Origin of the sequence: Pseudomonas sp. JZ134 (assembly GCF_051027695.1) — a bacterium.
Classification (GTDB): domain Bacteria; phylum Pseudomonadota; class Gammaproteobacteria; order Pseudomonadales; family Pseudomonadaceae; genus Chryseomonas; species Chryseomonas luteola.
Map to the genome: position 1 here is coordinate 3,112,798 of NZ_CP069250.1, position 19,328 is coordinate 3,132,125.

The 19,328-nt window shown below is 53.8% G+C and carries 21 protein-coding genes; 4 read left to right on the forward strand and 17 right to left on the reverse strand.

What is annotated here, in order from left to right; translation table 11 throughout:
- Positions 1-7 precede the first annotated feature (7 nt).
- The 3 genes from JQR86_RS14500 to trmJ all read right to left on the reverse strand — a co-directional run bounded on the left by JQR86_RS14500 (position 8) and on the right by trmJ (position 2,658).
- On the reverse strand, positions 8-1,222 hold the full coding sequence (locus JQR86_RS14500; protein WP_010797319.1) for an IscS subfamily cysteine desulfurase: 1,215 nt from the start codon (positions 1,220-1,222) through the stop codon (positions 8-10).
- A 31-nt stretch (positions 1,223-1,253) separates the two neighbouring features.
- A complete protein-coding gene (gene iscR, locus JQR86_RS14505) occupies positions 1,254-1,751 on the reverse strand; it encodes a Fe-S cluster assembly transcriptional regulator IscR (RefSeq protein WP_010797318.1) in 498 nt (165 codons plus the stop codon).
- A 133-nt stretch (positions 1,752-1,884) separates the two neighbouring features.
- On the reverse strand, positions 1,885-2,658 hold the full coding sequence (trmJ, locus tag JQR86_RS14510) for a tRNA (cytosine(32)/uridine(32)-2'-O)-methyltransferase TrmJ (RefSeq protein ID WP_026003925.1): 774 nt from the start codon (positions 2,656-2,658) through the stop codon (positions 1,885-1,887).
- 135 nt (positions 2,659-2,793) lie between these two features.
- Between trmJ and suhB the strand changes: the two genes are divergently transcribed.
- Positions 2,794-3,609 (forward strand): type III secretion system regulator SuhB, encoded by an 816-nt coding sequence (suhB, locus tag JQR86_RS14515; RefSeq protein WP_010797316.1) that lies wholly within the window; start codon positions 2,794-2,796, stop codon positions 3,607-3,609.
- 34 nt (positions 3,610-3,643) lie between these two features.
- Here the strand turns inward: suhB and JQR86_RS14520 are convergent, their stop codons facing one another.
- From JQR86_RS14520 to rplM, 7 genes are all read right to left on the reverse strand, one after another.
- Entirely contained in the window at positions 3,644-4,054 is a 411-nt protein-coding gene (locus JQR86_RS14520; protein WP_074827954.1) for a ClpXP protease specificity-enhancing factor, read from the reverse strand.
- 13 nt (positions 4,055-4,067) lie between these two features.
- Positions 4,068-4,685 (reverse strand): glutathione S-transferase N-terminal domain-containing protein, encoded by a 618-nt coding sequence (locus JQR86_RS14525; protein WP_074827950.1) that lies wholly within the window; start codon positions 4,683-4,685, stop codon positions 4,068-4,070.
- 75 nt (positions 4,686-4,760) lie between these two features.
- On the reverse strand, positions 4,761-5,474 hold the full coding sequence (locus JQR86_RS14530; protein ID WP_434154927.1) for a cytochrome c1: 714 nt from the start codon (positions 5,472-5,474) through the stop codon (positions 4,761-4,763).
- Between the two features lie 14 nt (positions 5,475-5,488).
- Positions 5,489-6,700 carry a cytochrome b gene (locus JQR86_RS14535; protein WP_434153787.1) on the reverse strand — a complete coding sequence of 404 codons (1,212 nt, stop codon included), beginning with the start codon at positions 6,698-6,700 and terminating at the stop codon, positions 5,489-5,491.
- On the reverse strand, positions 6,697-7,293 hold the full coding sequence (petA, locus tag JQR86_RS14540; RefSeq protein ID WP_010797311.1) for a ubiquinol-cytochrome c reductase iron-sulfur subunit: 597 nt from the start codon (positions 7,291-7,293) through the stop codon (positions 6,697-6,699). The genes JQR86_RS14535 and petA overlap by 4 nt, the downstream gene beginning before the upstream one ends.
- A gap of 188 nt (positions 7,294-7,481) precedes the next feature.
- Positions 7,482-7,874 (reverse strand): 30S ribosomal protein S9, encoded by a 393-nt coding sequence (gene rpsI / locus JQR86_RS14545; protein WP_010797310.1) that lies wholly within the window; start codon positions 7,872-7,874, stop codon positions 7,482-7,484.
- A 15-nt stretch (positions 7,875-7,889) separates the two neighbouring features.
- Positions 7,890-8,318: a 50S ribosomal protein L13 gene (rplM, locus tag JQR86_RS14550; RefSeq protein ID WP_010797309.1), complete on the reverse strand. Its 429-nt coding sequence runs from the start codon at positions 8,316-8,318 to the stop codon at positions 7,890-7,892.
- A 226-nt stretch (positions 8,319-8,544) separates the two neighbouring features.
- Here rplM and JQR86_RS14555 point away from each other — a divergent pair, with 226 nt between their 5' ends.
- On the forward strand, positions 8,545-9,582 hold the full coding sequence (locus JQR86_RS14555) for an NADP(H)-dependent aldo-keto reductase (protein ID WP_312508430.1): 1,038 nt from the start codon (positions 8,545-8,547) through the stop codon (positions 9,580-9,582).
- A gap of 34 nt (positions 9,583-9,616) precedes the next feature.
- Here JQR86_RS14555 and nfi read toward each other — a convergent pair whose 3' ends face one another.
- The 4 genes from nfi to JQR86_RS14575 all read right to left on the reverse strand — a co-directional run bounded on the left by nfi (position 9,617) and on the right by JQR86_RS14575 (position 13,694).
- Entirely contained in the window at positions 9,617-10,354 is a 738-nt protein-coding gene (nfi, locus tag JQR86_RS14560; protein ID WP_312508431.1) for a deoxyribonuclease V, read from the reverse strand.
- 72 nt (positions 10,355-10,426) lie between these two features.
- Complete coding sequence (gene zapE, locus JQR86_RS14565; protein WP_037030784.1) at positions 10,427-11,521, reverse strand: cell division protein ZapE; 1,095 nt, start codon at positions 11,519-11,521, stop codon at positions 10,427-10,429.
- Between the two features lie 106 nt (positions 11,522-11,627).
- A complete protein-coding gene (locus tag JQR86_RS14570) occupies positions 11,628-12,980 on the reverse strand; it encodes a tryptophan--tRNA ligase (RefSeq protein WP_434153788.1) in 1,353 nt (450 codons plus the stop codon).
- An 81-nt stretch (positions 12,981-13,061) separates the two neighbouring features.
- Positions 13,062-13,694, reverse strand: coding sequence for an alpha/beta hydrolase (locus JQR86_RS14575; RefSeq protein ID WP_074827927.1), 633 nt, complete (start codon positions 13,692-13,694; stop codon positions 13,062-13,064).
- 135 nt (positions 13,695-13,829) lie between these two features.
- Between JQR86_RS14575 and JQR86_RS14580 the strand changes: the two genes are divergently transcribed.
- Positions 13,830-14,264 (forward strand): YhcB family protein, encoded by a 435-nt coding sequence (locus JQR86_RS14580; RefSeq protein ID WP_434153789.1) that lies wholly within the window; start codon positions 13,830-13,832, stop codon positions 14,262-14,264.
- Between the two features lie 46 nt (positions 14,265-14,310).
- On the opposite strand, the gene cysN is transcribed toward JQR86_RS14580, so the two are convergent.
- From cysN to JQR86_RS14595, 3 genes are all read right to left on the reverse strand, one after another.
- Positions 14,311-16,209 carry a sulfate adenylyltransferase subunit CysN gene (gene cysN, locus JQR86_RS14585; RefSeq protein WP_434153790.1) on the reverse strand — a complete coding sequence of 633 codons (1,899 nt, stop codon included), beginning with the start codon at positions 16,207-16,209 and terminating at the stop codon, positions 14,311-14,313.
- Position 16,210: 1 nt separating this feature from the next.
- Positions 16,211-17,128 carry a sulfate adenylyltransferase subunit CysD gene (gene cysD, locus JQR86_RS14590; protein WP_019365662.1) on the reverse strand — a complete coding sequence of 306 codons (918 nt, stop codon included), beginning with the start codon at positions 17,126-17,128 and terminating at the stop codon, positions 16,211-16,213.
- A 117-nt stretch (positions 17,129-17,245) separates the two neighbouring features.
- A complete protein-coding gene (locus JQR86_RS14595) occupies positions 17,246-18,004 on the reverse strand; it encodes a Nif3-like dinuclear metal center hexameric protein (protein WP_434153791.1) in 759 nt (252 codons plus the stop codon).
- 124 nt (positions 18,005-18,128) lie between these two features.
- Here JQR86_RS14595 and JQR86_RS14600 point away from each other — a divergent pair, with 124 nt between their 5' ends.
- Positions 18,129-19,313 (forward strand): S1C family serine protease, encoded by a 1,185-nt coding sequence (locus JQR86_RS14600; protein WP_434153792.1) that lies wholly within the window; start codon positions 18,129-18,131, stop codon positions 19,311-19,313.
- Positions 19,314-19,328 lie beyond the last annotated feature (15 nt).

Genomic DNA, 19,328 nt, shown 5'->3' on the forward strand with positions numbered 1-19,328 from the left:
GAGCGGTTTAGTGTGCCTGCCATTCAACTGTGGTCAGGTCAACGCCCTCTTTGTACATATCCCACAACGGAGAAAGTTCACGCAGCTTGGTTACTGCATCACGCACTTTCTCGGCGGCGTAATCAACTTCTTCTTCGGTCGTGAAACGGCCAAAGGTGAAACGAATGGAGCTATGAGCCAGTTCATCGTTACGGCCTAACGCGCGCAGCACATAGGAAGGCTCAAGCGAGGCCGAAGTACAGGCGGAGCCCGACGATACCGCCAGATCCTTGAGCGCCATGATCAGGGATTCACCCTCTACATAGTTGAAGCTCAAGTTCAGGTTATGCGGTACGCGTGAAACCAGACTGCCGTTTACATACAGCTCTTCCATATCCTGAAGCTTGCTGTAGAAACGATCGCTCAGCGCCTTGATACGAACGTTTTCCTGCGCCATCTCTTCCTTAGCAATTCGGAAGGCCTCGCCCATCCCGACGATCTGGTGAGTCGCCAGCGTACCGGAACGCATACCACGCTCGTGACCGCCGCCATGGGTCTGCGCCTCAAGACGAACGCGCGGCTTACGACGAACATAAAGCGCACCAATACCTTTCGGACCATAGGTCTTGTGTGCCGAGAAGGACATGAGGTCAACTTTCAGCGTCTCAAGGTCGATCTCAACCTTACCGGTTGACTGAGCAGCATCCACATGGAACAGGATGCCACGGGCACGCGTAAGCTCACCCAGCGCAGCGATGTCATTGATGGTGCCGATCTCGTTGTTGACGTGCATCAGGGAAACCAGAATGGTGTCCTCACGCAATACTGCTTCAACCATATCCGGCGTGATCAGGCCATCTTCGCCTGGCTCTAGGTAAGTCACCTCAAAACCTTCGCGCTCGAGCTGGCGAGTCGTATCCAATACGGCCTTGTGCTCGATCTTCGACGTAATGATGTGCTTGCCCTTACTCTGATAGAAGTGAGCCACACCTTTGATCGCCAGGTTATCCGATTCGGTCGCACCGGATGTCCAAACGATTTCACGTGGATCGGCATTCACCAGCTCGGCAACCTGACGGCGAGCATTCTCGACCGCTTCTTCAGCCTTCCAGCCAAACATGTGCGAGCGCGAGGCTGGATTACCAAAGTTACCATCCACCAAGAGACACTCGCTCATTTTCTGAGCGACACGTGGATCGACTGGAGTAGTTGCAGAGTAATCAAGATAAATCGGTAATTTCATCGGTAACTCCTATATCAGGCTGGCGGCCGGCTCACTCAATAGCGGACGCTTCAATCTTTTCAATGTCCGAGGCACGAGTTCGGCTATTGCACACTCGCTTGTCCTGACGGTTCGCTACAGCTTGTATCTCATTACGCGCGACTAGATCCGCTAGCGTGATACCGCTGAGAAACGTATGAATCTGCTCGCTCAGATCGCACCACAAGTGATGCGTCAGGCATATGTCACCGGAGTGGCAATCGCCCTGCCCCTGACAGCGGGTAGCATCGACAGACTCGTTTACGGCATCGATGACCTGAGCGACATGAATGTCCTGCATATCGCGCGACAGTTGATAACCACCGCCCGGTCCACGCACACTGGTTACCAAAGTGCCACGGCGCAACTTGGCAAACAGCTGCTCAAGGTAGGAAAGCGATATACCTTGGCGCTCAGAGATGTCAGCCAGGGAGACCGGTCCACGCTGCGCATGCAGCGCCAGATCAAGCATGGCAGTGACGGCGTATCGTCCTTTGGTTGTCAGTCTCATGGCAAAACCAGGATGTACTTTAGATAGGTCAAGTATGCAATTCCTGACTATTTAAGTCAACTATAAGCCCTATCGATTCAGTCAACCATTAAAGCCGACCAGAGGCGTTGGCGCACTCGGCTAAAACTGGCCTTCAGACATCATCGGTTTTGCATTTTTCGCCACGAACAACCTTTTGCGTCTCGGTCAGAACACCACGAAGGATATTCATCTCCAGCTTGGTGATTGCACTGCGCCCATAAAGCCTGCGTAGGCGAGACATGAGATGGCGAGGCTTCTCGGGATCGAGAAAACGAATATCGATAAGCGTTTCCTCGAGATGGCGATAGAACAGCTCCAACTCCTCAACAGTAACCAGCTGGGTATTGAGCATGGCCGTACTTTCGACCTTGTTCATCTTGGTGGGCTGCCCTTGAAGGGCCAACCATGCCATGCGTACCTCGTAGACGAGCACCTGTACCGCAGCCGCAAGATTCAGAGAGCCAAATTCCGGGTCAGAAGGAATATGAACATGAAAATTGCAGCGCTGAAGCTCTTCATTCGTCAGGCCTGCATATTCGCGACCAAATACCAGCGCCACCTCCCCACCCACCTCGGCATGCTGCAGCGACGTTTGTGCACACTCACGGGGATCGAGCAGCGGCCAGGGGATACGGCGATCCCTTGCGCTGGTTCCCAGAACAACGCTGCACCCTGTCAGCGCATCTTCCAGCGTTTCGACAACACAAGCATTATCCAGCACATCCGTGGCACCGGATGCGCGCGCTACGGCATCGCCATGGGGGAACTGCTCAGGCTGCACCAGATACAGCCGCTTCAATCCCATGTTCTTCATGGCGCGAGCCGCACCGCCAATATTGCCAGGATGGCTTGTGTTAACTAGGACAACGCGTATGTTCTCGAGCAAGTAGCACCCCCTCTTTAAAGGTGCGAATCTTACCGGACCCCTGTGCGCAAAACCATTCATGCCGACAAGGCAACCGCTCTCTGCATTCTTTTCTGCTAGAATAACCGGCTTTCTTTTACAACCAGGTGGTTTCTCATGCAGCCCATGCTGAACATTGCGCTGCGCGCAGCTCGTAGTGCCGGTGAATTGATCTTTCGCTCAATCGAGCGCCTGGACCTCATCGCTATCGACGAAAAAGGCGCCAACGATTTCGTGACCGAGGTCGACCGGGCCGCCGAACAAGCTATTTTCAACGTTTTACGCAAGGCTTACCCCAACCACGGCTTTCTAGGCGAGGAGTCCGGACTCATCGAAGGTCAGGGTGATGGCGCTGATTATCTGTGGGTCGTCGATCCGCTGGATGGAACCACCAACTTCATTCATGGCGTCCCGCACTTCTCTGTCAGCATCGCGTGCAAGTATCGCGGCCGCATCGAGCATGCCGTTGTATTGGACCCGGTTCGTCAGGAAGAATTTACCGCCAGTCGCGGACGTGGCGCCGCTCTCAATGGCCGACGCTTGCGTGTCAGCACTCGTAAAAGCCTTGAGGGTGCATTGATCGGCACTGGCTTCCCGTATCGCTCCAGCAATATGGACTACCTGGATAATTATCTAGGCATGTTCCGCACCCTGAGCACCCAAACCGCAGGTATTCGCCGCGCGGGATCTGCTGCATTGGATCTAGCTTATGTGGCCGCTGGTCGATTCGACGCCTTCTGGGAAATGGGGCTATCCGAGTGGGATATGGCAGCAGGTGCGCTACTGATTCAAGAAGCTGGTGGTCTGGTCAGCGACTTCAATGGCGGCCATGACTACCTTGAAAAAGGTCATGTAGTAGCAGGCAACACCAAGTGCTTCAAGGCACTGTTGACTACGCTGCAACCTCATCTACCCGCCTCACTGAAGCGCTGAATGAAAACCGCCCACTGATGTGGGCGGTTTCGTTTTACTTGACTACTTTCAGGCTAGGCCGCCCTTGCGGCTTGCCTGGTGCGGACTTAGGCGCAGAACCTTCCGGCTTACCCTTGGGATCATCATCTGGAGAAGAAGGCTCCAGATCAAACACCATCCCCTGCCCATTTTCGCGCGCATAGATAGCCAGAACAGCTTGGGTGGGCACATAGAGACTATGGGCTACACCACCAAACCGCCCATCGAAACTCACGGCTTCGTTATCCATGTGCAATTGGCGAATAGCTCCTGGCGCAACGTTGAGAACAATCTGACCGTCACTGGCATAGCCCGGCGGAACCAGCACATTCGGATAGTCCGCATTGACCAGGATATGCGGTGTGCAATCGTTATCCACGATCCACTCATACAGCGCCCGAATCAAATAGGGACGGCTTGAATTCATTATGTTCCTCCTATCAGCGCATCTCGCGCTCAACTGGCGACAAGCTCGCCTGAAAGGTATCGCGGACGAAATGGCGATCCATATAATCAAAAATCGGCTTGGCTTGTCGCGGCAACTCAACACCCAGGCCAGGTAAACGCCAGAGCAAAGGCAATAAATAGCAGTCAACCAAGCTCATTTCCTCATTTAAGAAGAATTTCTTGTCTGCAAAAAGAGGAGCAACCGAAGTAAGACTGCTGACGAGCTGCCGGCGGACCTGCTGAACATCACCACTTCCTTTTTGCTGACTCATGATGAGATCAGCGTTGTCGCACCAATCCTTCTGGATGCGATGCATGAGCAATCGCATCTGTGCTCGAGCAACAGGGTAAGCCGGCAATAGCGGAGGATGGGGATAACGCTCCTCCAAATACTCCAGCACGATGGTCGAGTCATATAACACAAGATCACGATCCTGCAGAACAGGTAGCGTCCTGTAGGGATTCGCATCAGCCAGTGCTGCCGGATACCTGGCAGGATCGATATCTTTAACTTCCACATCGACCTGCTTCTCGGCAAGCACAAGGCGAACACGATGCGAGTACGGATCCCTAGAGTCAGAAAAACAGGTGAGACGCGTTACATTAGCCATACACTTCTTCGCTGTGCAGCCCCAAACAGGGCAAACGATCGCACCTCACGGCACAGATCCCACTAAAAACAGACATCATTGGACGTCTTTCCAATATTCTCGCTTGAGCAGGTAGGCAAATACAAAAAGAATTGCCAGATACGCCAGAACATAAACGCCAATCCGCTCAGCCTTTTCTTTATTCGGGTCCGCTGAATACGCTAGAAAAGCCACAAGATGGCGAACCGTTTGGTCAAACTGCTCAGCGGTTTGCGATCCTGCCCCTGAAATGACAACAAGCTCCCTGCAACTGCCTGCGCTATTCTCTTCTACAGGCAGACAGGCCTGACGGCCCTGCAAAGCGCCCAGGACATTTGGCATGGCTACATTGGGGTATACGAGGTTGTTCACGCCCCAGGGCCTGGAGGGATCTTCATAAAATCCTTTGAGATAGTGATACAGCCAGTCTTCCCCTCGAACGCGAGCCACCAGCGTCAAATCAGGAGGTACGGCGCCAAACCAGCCCATTGCATCCTCAGCACGCATACTTGAAGTCATGTGATCGCCTGGCTTGGCCTCAGTAAAAATCAGTGTTTTTTGTAGAACATCCTCAGGAATGGAAAGGTCCCTAGCTACATGCTCATAACGCTGATACTGGGTGCCATGACACCCCATACAAAAATTAACAAAGGTGCGCGCCCCTTCCTGAAGGGCGGCCTTGTCAGAAAGGTCAACGCGAACCTTCTCAAACGGAACATTTTCCACCCCCTTCAGGGCTAATGGCATACACGTGAGCACCAGCAATGCCATTAGCCTGAACAGCATCACCTTACTACCCTCTCAGGTACCAGACCTACCCGCTCGACACGGGTGTAAAACGGCATGAAGACGAAATAGCCAAAGTACAGCACAGTAGCCAAGCGAGATAGAAAAATCCGTTCAGACGTAGGGGGAAGAATCCCTAGTACGCCAAGCGCTACAAAGGCCATACAAAAGAGCAACAGCGCCAATCGGCTCATCCATCCTTTGAAGCGCATCGACTTTACAGGACTGCGATCTAGCCAGGGCACTACGAATAGGACGGCAACAGCTGCCCCCATAATCATGATGCCGGCCAGCTTGTCAGGCACAGCTCGAAGCATCGCGTAAAAAGGCGTGAAATACCAAACTGGAGCGATATGCTCAGGCGTCTTCAGCGGATCGGCAATTTCAAAATTCGATCTCTCCAGAAAATAACCACCACCTTCAGGAAAGAAGAAAACCACGCTACAGAAGATAAAGAGAAAGACCGCCACACCCATTAGGTCTTTGACGGTGTAATACGGATGAAAGGGAATACCATCAAGCGGCTTACCCGTTTCATCAAGGCTTTTCCTGATATCCACCCCCAGCGGATTATTGGAACCCACTTCGTGCAGGGCAAGAATATGCAGCACCACCAACCCGACCAGCAGTAGTGGCAGCGCGATAACATGCAGCGCAAAGAAACGATTGAGCGTAATACCTGAAATTAGGTAATCGCCGCGTATCCATTGCGCCAGGTCTTCGCCCACTACAGGAATGGCGCCAAACAAAGCGATGATTACCTGAGCCCCCCAATAAGACATCTGCCCCCAAGGCAGCAGGTATCCCATGAACGCCTCGGCCATGAGTAGAAGATACAGCAACATGCCAAAGACCCAGACTAACTCGCGCGGCTTTTGGTAAGACCCATAGAGCAGGCTTCGAAACATATGCAGGTAGACAACAATAAAAACAGCTGAGGCGCCTGTTGAATGCAGATAGCGAATGAGCCAGCCGTAATCGACATCGCGCATGATGTATTCAATTGAAGCAAAGGCACCTGCTGCCGTGGGGGTATAGCTCATCGCCAACCAAATGCCTGTTACCAATTGGTTGACCAGGACAAGCAAGGCCAGGGATCCAAAAAAATAAAGGACATTAAAGTTCTTGGGTGCGTAATAGTGGCTTAGGTGCTCGCTCCATAGACGCGAAGCAGGAAAACGAGCATTTAGCCAAGCCTTCAACCTGCTCATCCCGCCTCCTTTTGACTCATGCCTATCACAATAATATGTTCAGACTCGTAAGCGTAAGGCGGAACCACTAGGTTGAGCGGCGCAGGCTGCGCCTTGTACACCCTTCCAGCCAGATCATAGCGTGAGCCATGACATGGGCAGAAATATCCTCCCAACCACTCCGTTCCTAGGTCAGCAGGAGCAACTTCCGGCCTAAAGATCGGGGAGCAGCCCAGATGAGTGCAAACACCTACCACGACCAGCACATCCGGCCTGATTGAACGCAAGCGACTGTTCACATAATCGGGCTGTATTGAGTCATGAGAATCAGGGTCAGCCAGCTGATTTTCCAACCTCGACAGGCGCTCCAATGCATCTGCGCCACGTCTGAGTACAAAAACAGGCTGACCACGCCATTCAATGACAATTTGCCGCCCCGGCTCCAACTTGGAAATATTGACCCTTATCGGAGCGCCAGCGGCTTTCGCCTTGGCACTTGGAGACCATGATTTAATAAACGGGATAGCGGCGCCAGCGACCCCCACTGCACCTATTACCGAGGTTGCCGCCACCAATAGTCGGCGACGCCCCTGATTGACACCCCCATCACTCATTCAAAGCCCCTTCGGCCACCACCACCCAAGCCATGTCACGCGAAGGCAGAGGATACTTAAATTCAACGAGAGAACCTATTCATCTGCTCTAGCCAAACCTGCCCAAACATATCTAGGCAACAGACGCAGGGCAAAAAAAAAACCCAGTCTCGAAAGAGACTGGGTTTTGCAAGCGAAGCTGCTGGAGCTTAACGCTTGGAGTACTGCGGACGCTTACGCGCTTTACGCAGACCGACTTTCTTACGCTCAACTTCACGCGCGTCACGGGTAACATAACCCGCTTTGCGCAGAGAGCTGCGGTAGGTTTCGTCGTATTCGATCAGAGCACGAGTGATACCGTGACGAATAGCACCGGCCTGGCCGCTAACACCACCACCCGCAACAGTTACGTACACGTCGAACTTCTCGAGGGTTTCAGTCAGCTCAAGCGGCTGACGAACCACCATGCGAGCTGTTTCACGACCGAAGAATACGTCGATGTTACGATTATTGATGGAAATTTGGCCAGTGCCCGGACGCAGGAAAACGCGAGCGGTAGCTGTCTTACGACGGCCAGTACCGTAATTTTGAGTCGCCGACATTATGTACTATCCCGTTTAAATCTTCAGTTCTTGAGGCTGCTGAGCGGTATGCGGATGAACGCTACCTTTGTAAACCTTCAGCTTACGATACATGTCGCGACCCAGCGGGTTCTTCGGCAACATACCTTTGACTGCGGTTTCGATAACGCGCTCAGGAGCACGAGCGATCAGCTTTTCGAAGTTGATCGACTTGATACCACCCGGGAAGCCGGAATGGTGGTAGTACATCTTGTCGGTAGTTTTGGCGCCAGTTACACGAACCTGCTCGGCGTTGATAACAACGATATAGTCGCCAGTATCAACATGAGGAGTGTATTCCGGCTTATGCTTGCCACGCAGACGGCTAGCAATTTCAGTAGCCAGACGACCCAGGGTCTGGCCGGCAGCGTCGACGACATACCAGTCGCGCTTAACAGTTTCCGGTTTTGCTGTGAAGGTTTTCATTCGTTATGGCCTCAGGGCCGCCTGAAAAAAGACGGCAAATCTTACAGAACAGTACGATCCTTGACAAGTCAAGGGCAGCCGGAAACAGACGCTAATCGGGGGCTCGGGTCAGCGCGTCCGCTACGGCGAAAATCGACAGGCTAGGCATCCCCTGTCAATAAAGCTGCGGAATTATGACGATTACTGTGAAAATATCAACTGTTATCACATCAAGAAAGGAAATTAAATGAAGTATCGTAGCCTTGGACGAACCACCATCAGCGTCAGCGAGCTCTGCCTGGGCACCATGACCTGGGGAGAGCAGAACACCCAGGATGAAGCTTTCGCTCAAATAGACCGGGCAGCAGAACATGGCATCAATTTCATGGATGCCGCCGAGATGTACCCTGTCCCGCCGCGACCAGAGACCTATGGCCAGACAGAACGCATTATCGGAAATTATTTCAAGAAACGAGGCAACCGTGACCAATGGATCCTGACCAGCAAGGTTGCCGGGCCGGGCAATAACATTTCCCACATCCGTGACGGCAACCTAAAGCACAACCGGCAGCACATTATCGCGGCACTGGAAGGTAGCCTTGAACGTCTGCAAACGGATTACATCGACCTTTATCAATTGCATTGGCCGGACCGAGAAACCAATTTTTTCGGCAAGCTAGGCTATGTCCATAACGACAAGACGTTTACGCCGCTTGAGGAAACGCTTGAAGTCTTGAATGAGCAGGTCCAGGCGGGAAAGATTCGCCATATCGGACTTTCCAATGAGACACCATGGGGCACGATGCGCTTTCTTCAACTGGCGGAAGAGCGCGGCTGGCCACGTGCAGTCACCATTCAGAACCCCTACAACCTCCTGAACCGATCCTTTGAAGTAGGTTTGGCGGAAATCGCTATCCGCGAGCAATGCGGGCTCCTGGCCTATTCGCCACTGGCGTTTGGCATGCTAACCGGAAAGTATGCCAACGGTGCAAGGCCGGAACACGCACGCCTGACACTGTTCAGCCGCTTCACTCGCTACAACAATCCTGAAACGATGCGAGCTACCGAACAATACGTTCAGCTAGCCAAGCAGCACGGCCTTGATCCTGCACAAATGGCACTGGCTTACGTTACCAGCCGTCCATTTGTTACCAGCAATATCATTGGAGCGACCTCTCTGGAGCAGCTTCAAAGCAATCTCGACAGCATAAATCTGACGCTATCGGAGGAAGTGGTCGCAGGCATTGAGGCCATTCATAAAATCCAACCCAATCCAGCGCCCTAACGGAAAAGCGCTTTCCCTCAAGAAAGCGCTTACGCTACGAGAATAAATCACCCTGATCCTCAAGCTGACCTGATGCCTGAGAAGACTTGTCTCGCCGAGAAGCCAGTCGATCAGCCAATCGGGTCGGCTCGGGCAGGCGGTGTTTACGCACGCACGCCATAACCAGTTCCGGTGCTGTTTTCAAACTGACCCGATTACCGGGCGACACGATCAGAGGCTTTACCTTGTCCTTGCTGCGTAAAACAGTGCCAATCAACTCTCCCTTGGCAAGCAGGTCCACTTGAGAGCCCCGTGTTTCTGCCAAAGGTTCATGGCTTCCCGTCAGGATTTTTTTCGCAACCCCTATCGTTGGCAGTCCTGTAACGACCCCCAAGTGGGCGGCAATACCCAAGCGCCTTGGGTGAGCAATCCCGTGACCATCGCAAAAGATCAGGTCCGGGGTTTCAGGCAGCTCCGATAAGGCCTGCAGAACCGCAGGCAGCTCCCGAAAGGAAAGCAACCCAGGAATGTAGGGCATATTGGTGGGGATACGAGCTACCGCCTGAGCAATGGGATCCAATGTTTCAGCATTGAGCAGGATGGCCGCAGCACGGGTCACGGCACCCTCCTCCTCAAAGCCTACATCCACGCCAGCAATCAGACGCAGCGAAGGAAAGTCATCCTCCAGTCTGACCTGCTTGGCCAGCTCAATCTGCTGTTTGCGCGCAGCGGCGGGCGTGCCGTCCCACTCATTGAAAGGTGAAGTAGCCACATTGACTCCTGTCGTTACCATTACGGTATTCGAACCGGATTGGATGCAGCCAGTTCCAGATAACAGCAGGGCCACACTTGCGGCCCCTGAATCTTATGGCTTATGCGCTCTCGACAGATATTCGTGGGATTGCATTTCCAGCAAACGGCTCAGCGTACGCTGAAATTCAAACTCGAGCCGTCCACCTGCATACAGATCCTTAAGCTCAACTTCTGCCGACAGGATCAATTTAACGTTACGGTCGTAGAACTCATCGACCAGGTTGATGAAGCGACGCGCCATATCGTCTTTCGTTGCATTCATCTGCTCGACGTTGGAAACCAGTACCGCCTGGAAGATCTTACCCAGCTCAATGTAGTCGTTCTGGCTACGAGGACCGTCACAGAGCTCTCGAAACTCGAACCAGGCTACATCGTCGCACGTCTTGCGTGGTTTGATCTCCCGGTTCTCGATAACCAACGGCTCACCAGTTGATGCACTACCGCACTCCACCGTAAGCGCCTTGAAGCTTTTGGCCATTTCCGTCTCGGCCTGCTCCGTTAACGGCCAGTGATAAAGCTCAGCCTGCTCCAGCGCACGCAAACGATAATCCACACCGCTATCGACATTGACGATTTCGGTGTGCTGCTTCAGCAATTCAATCGCAGGCAAGAAGCGGGCGCGCTGCAATCCATCCTTGTAAAGCCCGTCAGGGACGATATTGGAAGTTGCCACTAGCGATACGCCGTTTTTGAACAGCTCATCCAGCAGTGTTGCCAGAATCATGGCGTCGGTAATGTCCGATACGAAAAACTCGTCAAAGCAGATGACACGAGCTTCGTCCGCAAAGCGCCGACCAATGATGGTCAATGGGTTCTTCTCACCTTTTAGCGTCTTCAACTCCTCATGCACCCTCTTCATGAACCGATGAAAGTGGGTACGCATCTTCTTGTCGAAGGGAAGTGAGTCATAAAAGGTGTCAACCAGATAGGTCTTGCCGCGCCCTACTCCGCCCCAGAAATAAAGCCCCTTTACAGGGCCGGCGGGCTTTTTACCCAAAAGACGGCCTAGCAACCCAGGCTTGCTGTCTGCCTGGCTAACCAGGTCATCATAAAGCCGCTGAAGATGCTTTACCGCCTGCTCCTGAGCAGGGTCATGAAAAAAGTCGGGACGTTCCAGATCGGCCTTGTAGCGCTCTAAGGGTGTCATGACAGGCTGCATAGATTCGAAGGGGAGCTCACTTTAGCGGCGAGCTTCCAAGTTGACAATTAACGAGGCAAGCGGCTTAAGCTGCCCGCCTCGGCGATAGGCGCCATTACTCGGCAGTCATTTCCACCAGTGCTTCACGCAAGGCATCAACAGCGTGTTGACGCTCATCGGCATTAGCGAAGTCCGGGCTTTCCGCCACAGGCTCGCCAGCCAGCCATACCGTGAAGCGTAGCTCTTCTGCCTTGACTTCCAGCTGCCCAACCTCGCTCTGGAGGCGCTGCGTCATCTGCCCAGCGGTTTTTGGATCCGCAAAGGCGCGAGAAAGCAGCAGTTGAGAGCCATCGGCGGCCAGCAGTCTGAAGCGGAAAGTACCATCATGTTCGCGGAAGCTAACGAAACGCGCCCGCTTCGTGGCCTTTTTCTTGGTCTTTTCAGTCTTGACCTGGGCATTCAGGGAGCGAAGCCCCACAGCCTCGCGCAACTCACCCAGGAACGGTGTAGCTATCTTACGCGCCTTGGTAGCACCGGCTAGAAGAACGTCTTCAATGTCGTCTGGCTTGGCAATCAATGCATTGTAATGCTCTCTTGCCTCGCCCAGCTCTGCCTCCAAAAGCTGGAACAGACGCTGCTTGGCCTCTCCCCAAGCCAGACCACCCTGCAGATCATGACGGAACTCGGCCGTCTGCTCGGCTGTAGCAAATGCCTGATAAAGCGTAAACAAATGAGCGCTGTCCGGATCTTTGGGTTCGCCCGGCTCTCGCGAATCAGTGACGATACGGGCAATCGCCTCCTTGAGCTGCTTGGCGGTCCCAAAAAGTGGGATCGTGTTATCGTAACTTTTGGACATCTTGCGACCATCCAGCCCCGGCAGCGTGGCAACCGTCTCCTCGATAAGCGCTTCAGGCAGCTCAAAGAAATCCTTGCTGGCACCAAACAGATGATTGAAGCGTTGAGCGATGTCACGTGCCATTTCAACGTGCTGGATTTGGTCCCGACCTACCGGTACCTGATGAGCGTTAAACATCAGGATGTCTGCTGCCATCAGGACCGGATAGCTGTATAGCCCCATCGTGACGCCAGCATCCGGGTCTTCGCCAGCAGCGACGTTCTTGTCAACGGAAGCCTTGTAAGCATGAGCGCGGTTGAGCAAGCCTTTGGCGGTGACGCAGGTTAACAGCCATGTCAACTCCGGTATTTCTGGAATATCGGATTGGCGATAGAACGTGACCCTTTCAGGATCAAGACCACACGCCAGCCATGTAGCAGCAATTTCAAGGCGAGAGCGCTGAATACGCAACGGATCATCGCACTTGATCAAGGCGTGATAATCCGCCAGGAAATAAAACGAGTCGGTATCGGCCGAGCGACTGGCTACAATGGCAGGACGGATAGCGCCTGCATAATTACCAAGGTGAGGAGTACCGGTTGTGGTAATACCGGTCAGAATACGTGTGGTCATGGCGTATGGTGCATTCTCATCTAGGGCGGCCAGTATCAGGCATGGCCGCCAATTACGGCGTCTTCGGACGCAACGGCTTAATCAGTCCAGTCGAGGCTGGACCAGCGCTTTGAGGTCGGTCAGTTTGCCATGAAAGAAATGGCTGCACTCAGGGACTTTGATCAACTCATGGCGCTGCTGCAACGCTTCAGACCAGGCATAGACCTTTTCCGGCGTAACGACTTCATCGGCCTCGGGCTGAATGACCGTCAAAGGACAGCGCAGCGGTAGCTTACCTTCAATATCGAAGCGTTCGACAGAAGGAGCCAGCATGAACAGACGAGTCAATGCCTGCCCGTCTCCTTCCAGACGCCCTGCCAGGCATCCCGCCACACAGGCACCGAATGAAAACCCCATGACGGTTAAAGGTACCCCTGGGTGCTGCCTTATCAACCACTGTGCAGCCGCATAGGCATCATCAATCTCACCTGCTCCCTCACCGTAGCTTCCAGCGCTTTGTCCTACGCCTCGAAAGTTGAAACGTAGCGTGGAAAAGCCTGCATCCCTTACAGTACGTTGCAGCGTAGAAATGACCTTATTGTGCATAGTCCCGTCAAACAGGGGATGCGGATGGCAGATGATCGCTACGCCACGGGCGTCAGGCTGATCAAGATGCAAGGCTTCGAGTGGCCCTGAAGGCCCTTCGATCGAAACTGGATTTTCTCGTGTAGACACACCTGAACTCCGTGACCCTCTATCGGGTCGACTCGTCTAGCTCGTTGACTGCGCTCACTATTTAACATGGGACAGTGTACAAGCGCAGCAAGAAGCCGTTACCGTAATGCAAAAGACGTTCAGAGAGGAAGATTCGTGGACCAGTCCCTGACTATTTGGCTAATGCCTGTTATTGCCCTGCTCGTTGGTATAGGCATCGGCTTTCTGATTGCGCGCCTGATGCCTGGCACCGCGCCCAACCGAGTACAACGCCAGCTTGACGAGCTTCAGCAGCGCTTTGACAGTTATCAACATGAGGTCACTAGCCACTTCAGCACAACGGCAGGACTTGTGAAAAAACTCACCCAGAATTACCAGGATGTGCAGCGTCACCTTTCCGAAGGTGCGGATCGCCTGGCTCTGGACGAGTTGACACGCCAGCGCCTACAAGCGGCCCTGCATAGCCATGACAACTACCCATCACCACGCGACCGTCTGGACGGTCCTGCAGAGGCGCCCAAGGACTACGCGCCAAAGGTCGATACTGACAGCGGGCTGGATGAGGCCTACGGCCTTAAGAATCATCGCTGAAAAGATAAATAAAAAGCCCGGCAATAGCCGGGCTTTTTATTAACACCTAGATATGACCTCTGGCCCGCAGCAAGGCAATTACCTGCCTAGCTCCTTCCTCGATGGAAAGGCTTTGCGTATCGATTATCAGGTCGGCGTTTAGCGGCACATCGTAGGGGAAGGACTCACCCGGGATGTTGTCACCCTCAGCCGCATACAGCCCCTGAGGATCGCGTTCACGACATGCCTGTGGAGAGGCCTGAACGTACACTGTAATGACCCGCTCAGGACCAATCAGAGTCTTGGCCTGCTCACGCCCTTCGGCGTCCGGCGCTACGAATGCGGCAAGGGTCAATAGGCCGGCCTCATTGAACTGACGGGCCACATGGGCCGCCCGAAGCCAATTTTCACGGCGCCCTGCACGATCCTGCGGAAGCCCCTTGTTAAGGTCATGACGCAGGTTCTGCCCATCCAGTACATATACCGCACGTCCGGCATCGAACAGCTTGCGCTCGACTGCGTACGCCAGCGTGCTCTTGCCTGCGCCGGAAAGACCTGTAAAGAGCACTGTAGCAGGCTGCTGGCCGAACCGAGCCGCGCGCTCCTCAGTGGAGACATGTAGCTGATGGCCATGCTGATCGGCAGTACCGCCCACCTTGGGATCCGCGATGATCATGCCTGCGCCGACCGTACCATTGGTAAGCCGATCGATAACGATGAAGGCACCCGTGGTACGGTTGCGCTCGTAACTGTCTAGAGCGATAGGGGCATCCAGGCTGACCTTGACCCGCGCAATCTCGTTCAGCTTGAGCTGGCTGGCCTGACCTTTTTCCAGCGTGTTCACATCAACCGTATGCACGATGCTGGGCAGAGAGCCAGGGACATAGCTGGTTGCACGCTTGATATCGTATTTCTTGCCGGGCAGCATGGGCTCTTCAGCCATCCAGACCAGCATGGCTTCGAAGCTGTCCGCCACTTGGGGGCGATTATCTGGGTGAACCAATAGATCTCCACGGGAGATATCGATTTCATCTTCAAGCGTCAGCGTAACGGCCTGACCAGGAATAGCCTGTTCCAGCTCGCCTTCGAACGTGACGATGGATTTCACACGGCTACCCTTGCCTGACGGCAGCACAACAACCTCATCACCCTTATGCACCACACCAGAGGCCAGAGTACCGGCAAACCCGCGGAAGTTCAGGTTTGGACGGTTTACGTACTGAACCGGAAAGCGCATGTCGGTGATATTGCGATCGGCTGCGATCTCGACGGTTTCCAGAATCTCCATCAGCGGCTTGCCGGTATACCAGGGCGTTTGCTCGCTGCGATTGACCACGTTATCGCCCTTGAGCGCTGACATCGGGACAAAGTGAATGTCCTTGGCGTCCAGACTGATACGCTCGGCAAAGCTCAGGTAATCCTCGCGAATCCGGTTGAAAACCGCTTCGTCAAAGCCCAGCAGATCCATCTTGTTCACCGCAACCACAACATGCTTAATGCCGAGCAGCGATGCAATAAAACTGTGGCGACGTGTCTGGGTTTGCACACCGTAACGTGCGTCGATCAGGATGATCGCAAGGTCACAGGTGGACGCACCGGTTGCCATATTGCGAGTGTACTGCTCATGGCCAGGGGTATCGGCGATGATGAACTTGCGCTTGGCCGTAGAAAAATAACGATACGCCACATCAATAGTGATGCCCTGCTCACGCTCGGCCTGCAAGCCATCCACCAGCAGCGCCAGATCTACTTCCTCGCCTGTGGTACCGACTTTCTTGGAGTCGCGAGTAATTGCCTCAAGATGATCTTCATAGATCATCTTGGAATCATGCAGCAGGCGACCGATCAGGGTGCTCTTGCCATCATCTACGTTGCCGCACGTCAGGAAGCGAAGTAGCTCCTTGCGCTCGTGCTGGGCCAGGTATGCCAGGATGTCCTGACTAATCAGTTCGGATTGATGCGACATATTAGAAATACCCCTGACGTTTCTTCTCTTCCATTGACCCCGCCGCATCATGGTCAATGACTCGACCCTGACGCTCGGAGGTCCGAGTCAGCAGCATTTCCTGAATGATATCGGGTAGCGTAGCCGCAGAAGACTCGACCGCCCCGGTAAGCGGATAGCAACCCAGGGTACGGAAGCGGACCTGCTGCTTCTGAATACGTGCTTTTTCCTCGTCGGAAAGGTGTTCGAGAATACGCTCGTCGTCGATCATGATGAGCGTGCCATTCTTCTCGATCACGTCCCGCTCTGCCGCAAAGTACAGCGGAACGATCGGGATACTCTCCAGATAGATGTATTGCCAGATATCCAGCTCGGTCCAGTTCGAAAGTGGGAAGACCCTAATCGATTCGCCCTTATTGATGTTGCCGTTGTAGATATTCCACAACTCCGGGCGCTGGTTCTTTGGATCCCAGCGGTGCTTGGTGTCACGGAACGAATAGACGCGCTCCTTGGCACGAGACTTTTCTTCATCGCGACGGGCGCCGCCAAAGGCAGCATCGAAGCCATATTTGTCCAGTGCCTGTTTGAGGCCTTGAGTCTTCATCACATCGGTATGCTTGGCGCTACCATGTGTAAAGGGATTGATTCCCTGAGCGACACCTTCTGGGTTTTGGTGAATCAGAAGATCCAGCCCCATTTCCTTGACCATGCGATCACGAAACTCGTACATGGCTTTGAATTTCCAGCCTGTATCGACGTGCAGAACAGGAAACGGCAACTTGCCGGGAAAAAAGGCTTTACGCGCCAGATGCAGCATTACCGCGGAATCTTTACCGATGGAATACAACATCACAGGGTTGTCGAATTCGGCGGCCACCTCACGAATGATGTGGATGCTTTCCGCCTCGAGCTGTTTCAAATGAGTCAGTTTATCGAGCATGGCTACTCACGGAATTGCGGAGGGACGGCCAGCGGGCCGTGGACGAACACTCACGATACCACAGCATAACTCTTCTATTCAGGAGCCTGCTTAGAACCAAGTGTTCTATATATATATTCAAGCCGGATTCGAACTGTCGATGAAGACATGCTCTATGCCAAAACGTCCTGCAAGATACTCTCCCAAAGCCTGAACGCCGTAACGCTCGGTCGCATGATGGCCAGCCGCAAAAAAACTGATGCCATTTTCACGCGCACTGTGAACGGTCTGCTCCGATACTTCACCTGTAAGATAGGCATCAACACCAGCGGCGATAGCCTGATCGATATAACCCTGGGCTCCCCCTGTACACCAGGCGATCCGCTTGATGGGGCGATCACCCTCGATTACGAGAGGTTCGCGCCCTAGAACATGCTTGATATGAGCTGCAAACTCGGCAGCGGTACGCGGTTCACTTAGTGTCCCTTGCAAAACGATAGAGCGTGGATCACCTGGCTCGATCCCTCCCTCAACCGTGATATCCAAGCGCTCGGCCAGCTGAACGTTATTACCCACCACAGGATGCAAATCGAGCGGCAGGTGATAAGCCACCAGGCTCACGTCATTAATGATCAAGGTCTTGAGTCGACGCTGCTTCATTCCGATGACACGCGGATCCTCGCTTTTCCAGAAGTAGCCGTGGTGCACAAGCACCATGTCGGCTCCCGCCTCTATCGCGGCATCCAACAACGCCTGGCTTGCGGTCACACCGCTAACGATACGACCCACCGTAGCGCGACCTTCCACTTGCAGGCCATTGGGGCAGTAATCCTTGATTGCAGCAGCATCAAGATAGCGGTTCGCCTCATCCAGCAGTGTCGTCAAGGCTATGGTCATGGTTATATTCTCCATTAAACAGGCTCTACCAATCGGTTCGCATGTCTTTATAGACAAAGGCAGCTCCGTATAATGGCCGCACCTTATCGGCCGTACACAGGCCTCGCAACAAGGATTGGTAATAATGTTAAAGGCCTTGCGCTCCTACGGCTGGCCCATCGTGGTAGGCATCCTGCTGGCAGCGGTGGTAGTCATTCGATTTCCTGAATGGGTAGGCTTGCCCAAGCAGCAGGTACATTTCGAGCAGACGACTGAGACCTCCCCTCGCACTCAAGGCCCGGTCTCTTATGCTGATGCCGCCAGCAAGGCAGCTCCGGCCGTAGTTTCACTACGTTCGACCAAGCATCCCAAGAAGCCCAGCGCGCCAATTCAGGATGACCCCTTATTCAAACCCTACTTTGATAAGAATCCACCAAAGAGTAACGAAGAGCTGAGCCTGGGTTCGGCAGTGATCATGAGCCATGAAGGCTATCTGCTGACCAACAACCATGTCACCTCTGACGCCGATACCATTGTCGTAGCGTTACAGGATGGCCGGCAGACGGTGGCGCATCTGATAGGAAGCGATCCCGATACAGATCTGGCTGTTCTCAAGATTGATCTGGATAGTCTTCCGGCCATCTCCATCGGCCATTCGGAAGCCATTCGCATCGGGGATGTGGCACTGGCTATTGGCAACCCGTTCGGCGTAGGTCAGACGGTGACCATGGGTATTATCAGTGCCACAGGCCGTAACCAGCTGGGGCTAAATACCTATGAGGATTTCATCCAGACAGATGCAGCCATTAACCTGGGTAACTCTGGTGGGGCACTGGTAGATGCCAACGGCAATCTGATTGGTATCAACACAGCGATTTTATCCGGTGGCTCGCAGGGTATCGGCTTCGCCATTCCCATCAAACTGGCCATGGACGTCATGCAATCAATCATTGCCCACGGCCAGGTAATCCGCGGCTGGCTAGGGGTTGAGGTAGAACGTATTTCCCCAGAGCTTGCCGCCTCGCTCAACCTGCCTAATCAGGACGGCATTGTCGTTTCTGGGGTTTACCCCAACGGTCCGGCACAACGTGCCGGCCTGCAGCCAGGCGACATTCTGCTTAAGCTGGACAACGAACCTGCGATCGATGGTCGCCAGTCCATGAATCAGGTCGCACGCAGAAGACCCGGAGACAAGATCTCGATAGAAGTGCTTCGCAATGGAAAGCCGCTTAAACTGACCGGAATCATAGGCTTAAGGCCACCCATTGATACCAGCACGTCATCCGAGCCCTCTTCTGATGAGTCAACACAAAAAAACGGCGCCCCATAGGCGCCGTTTTTTCTT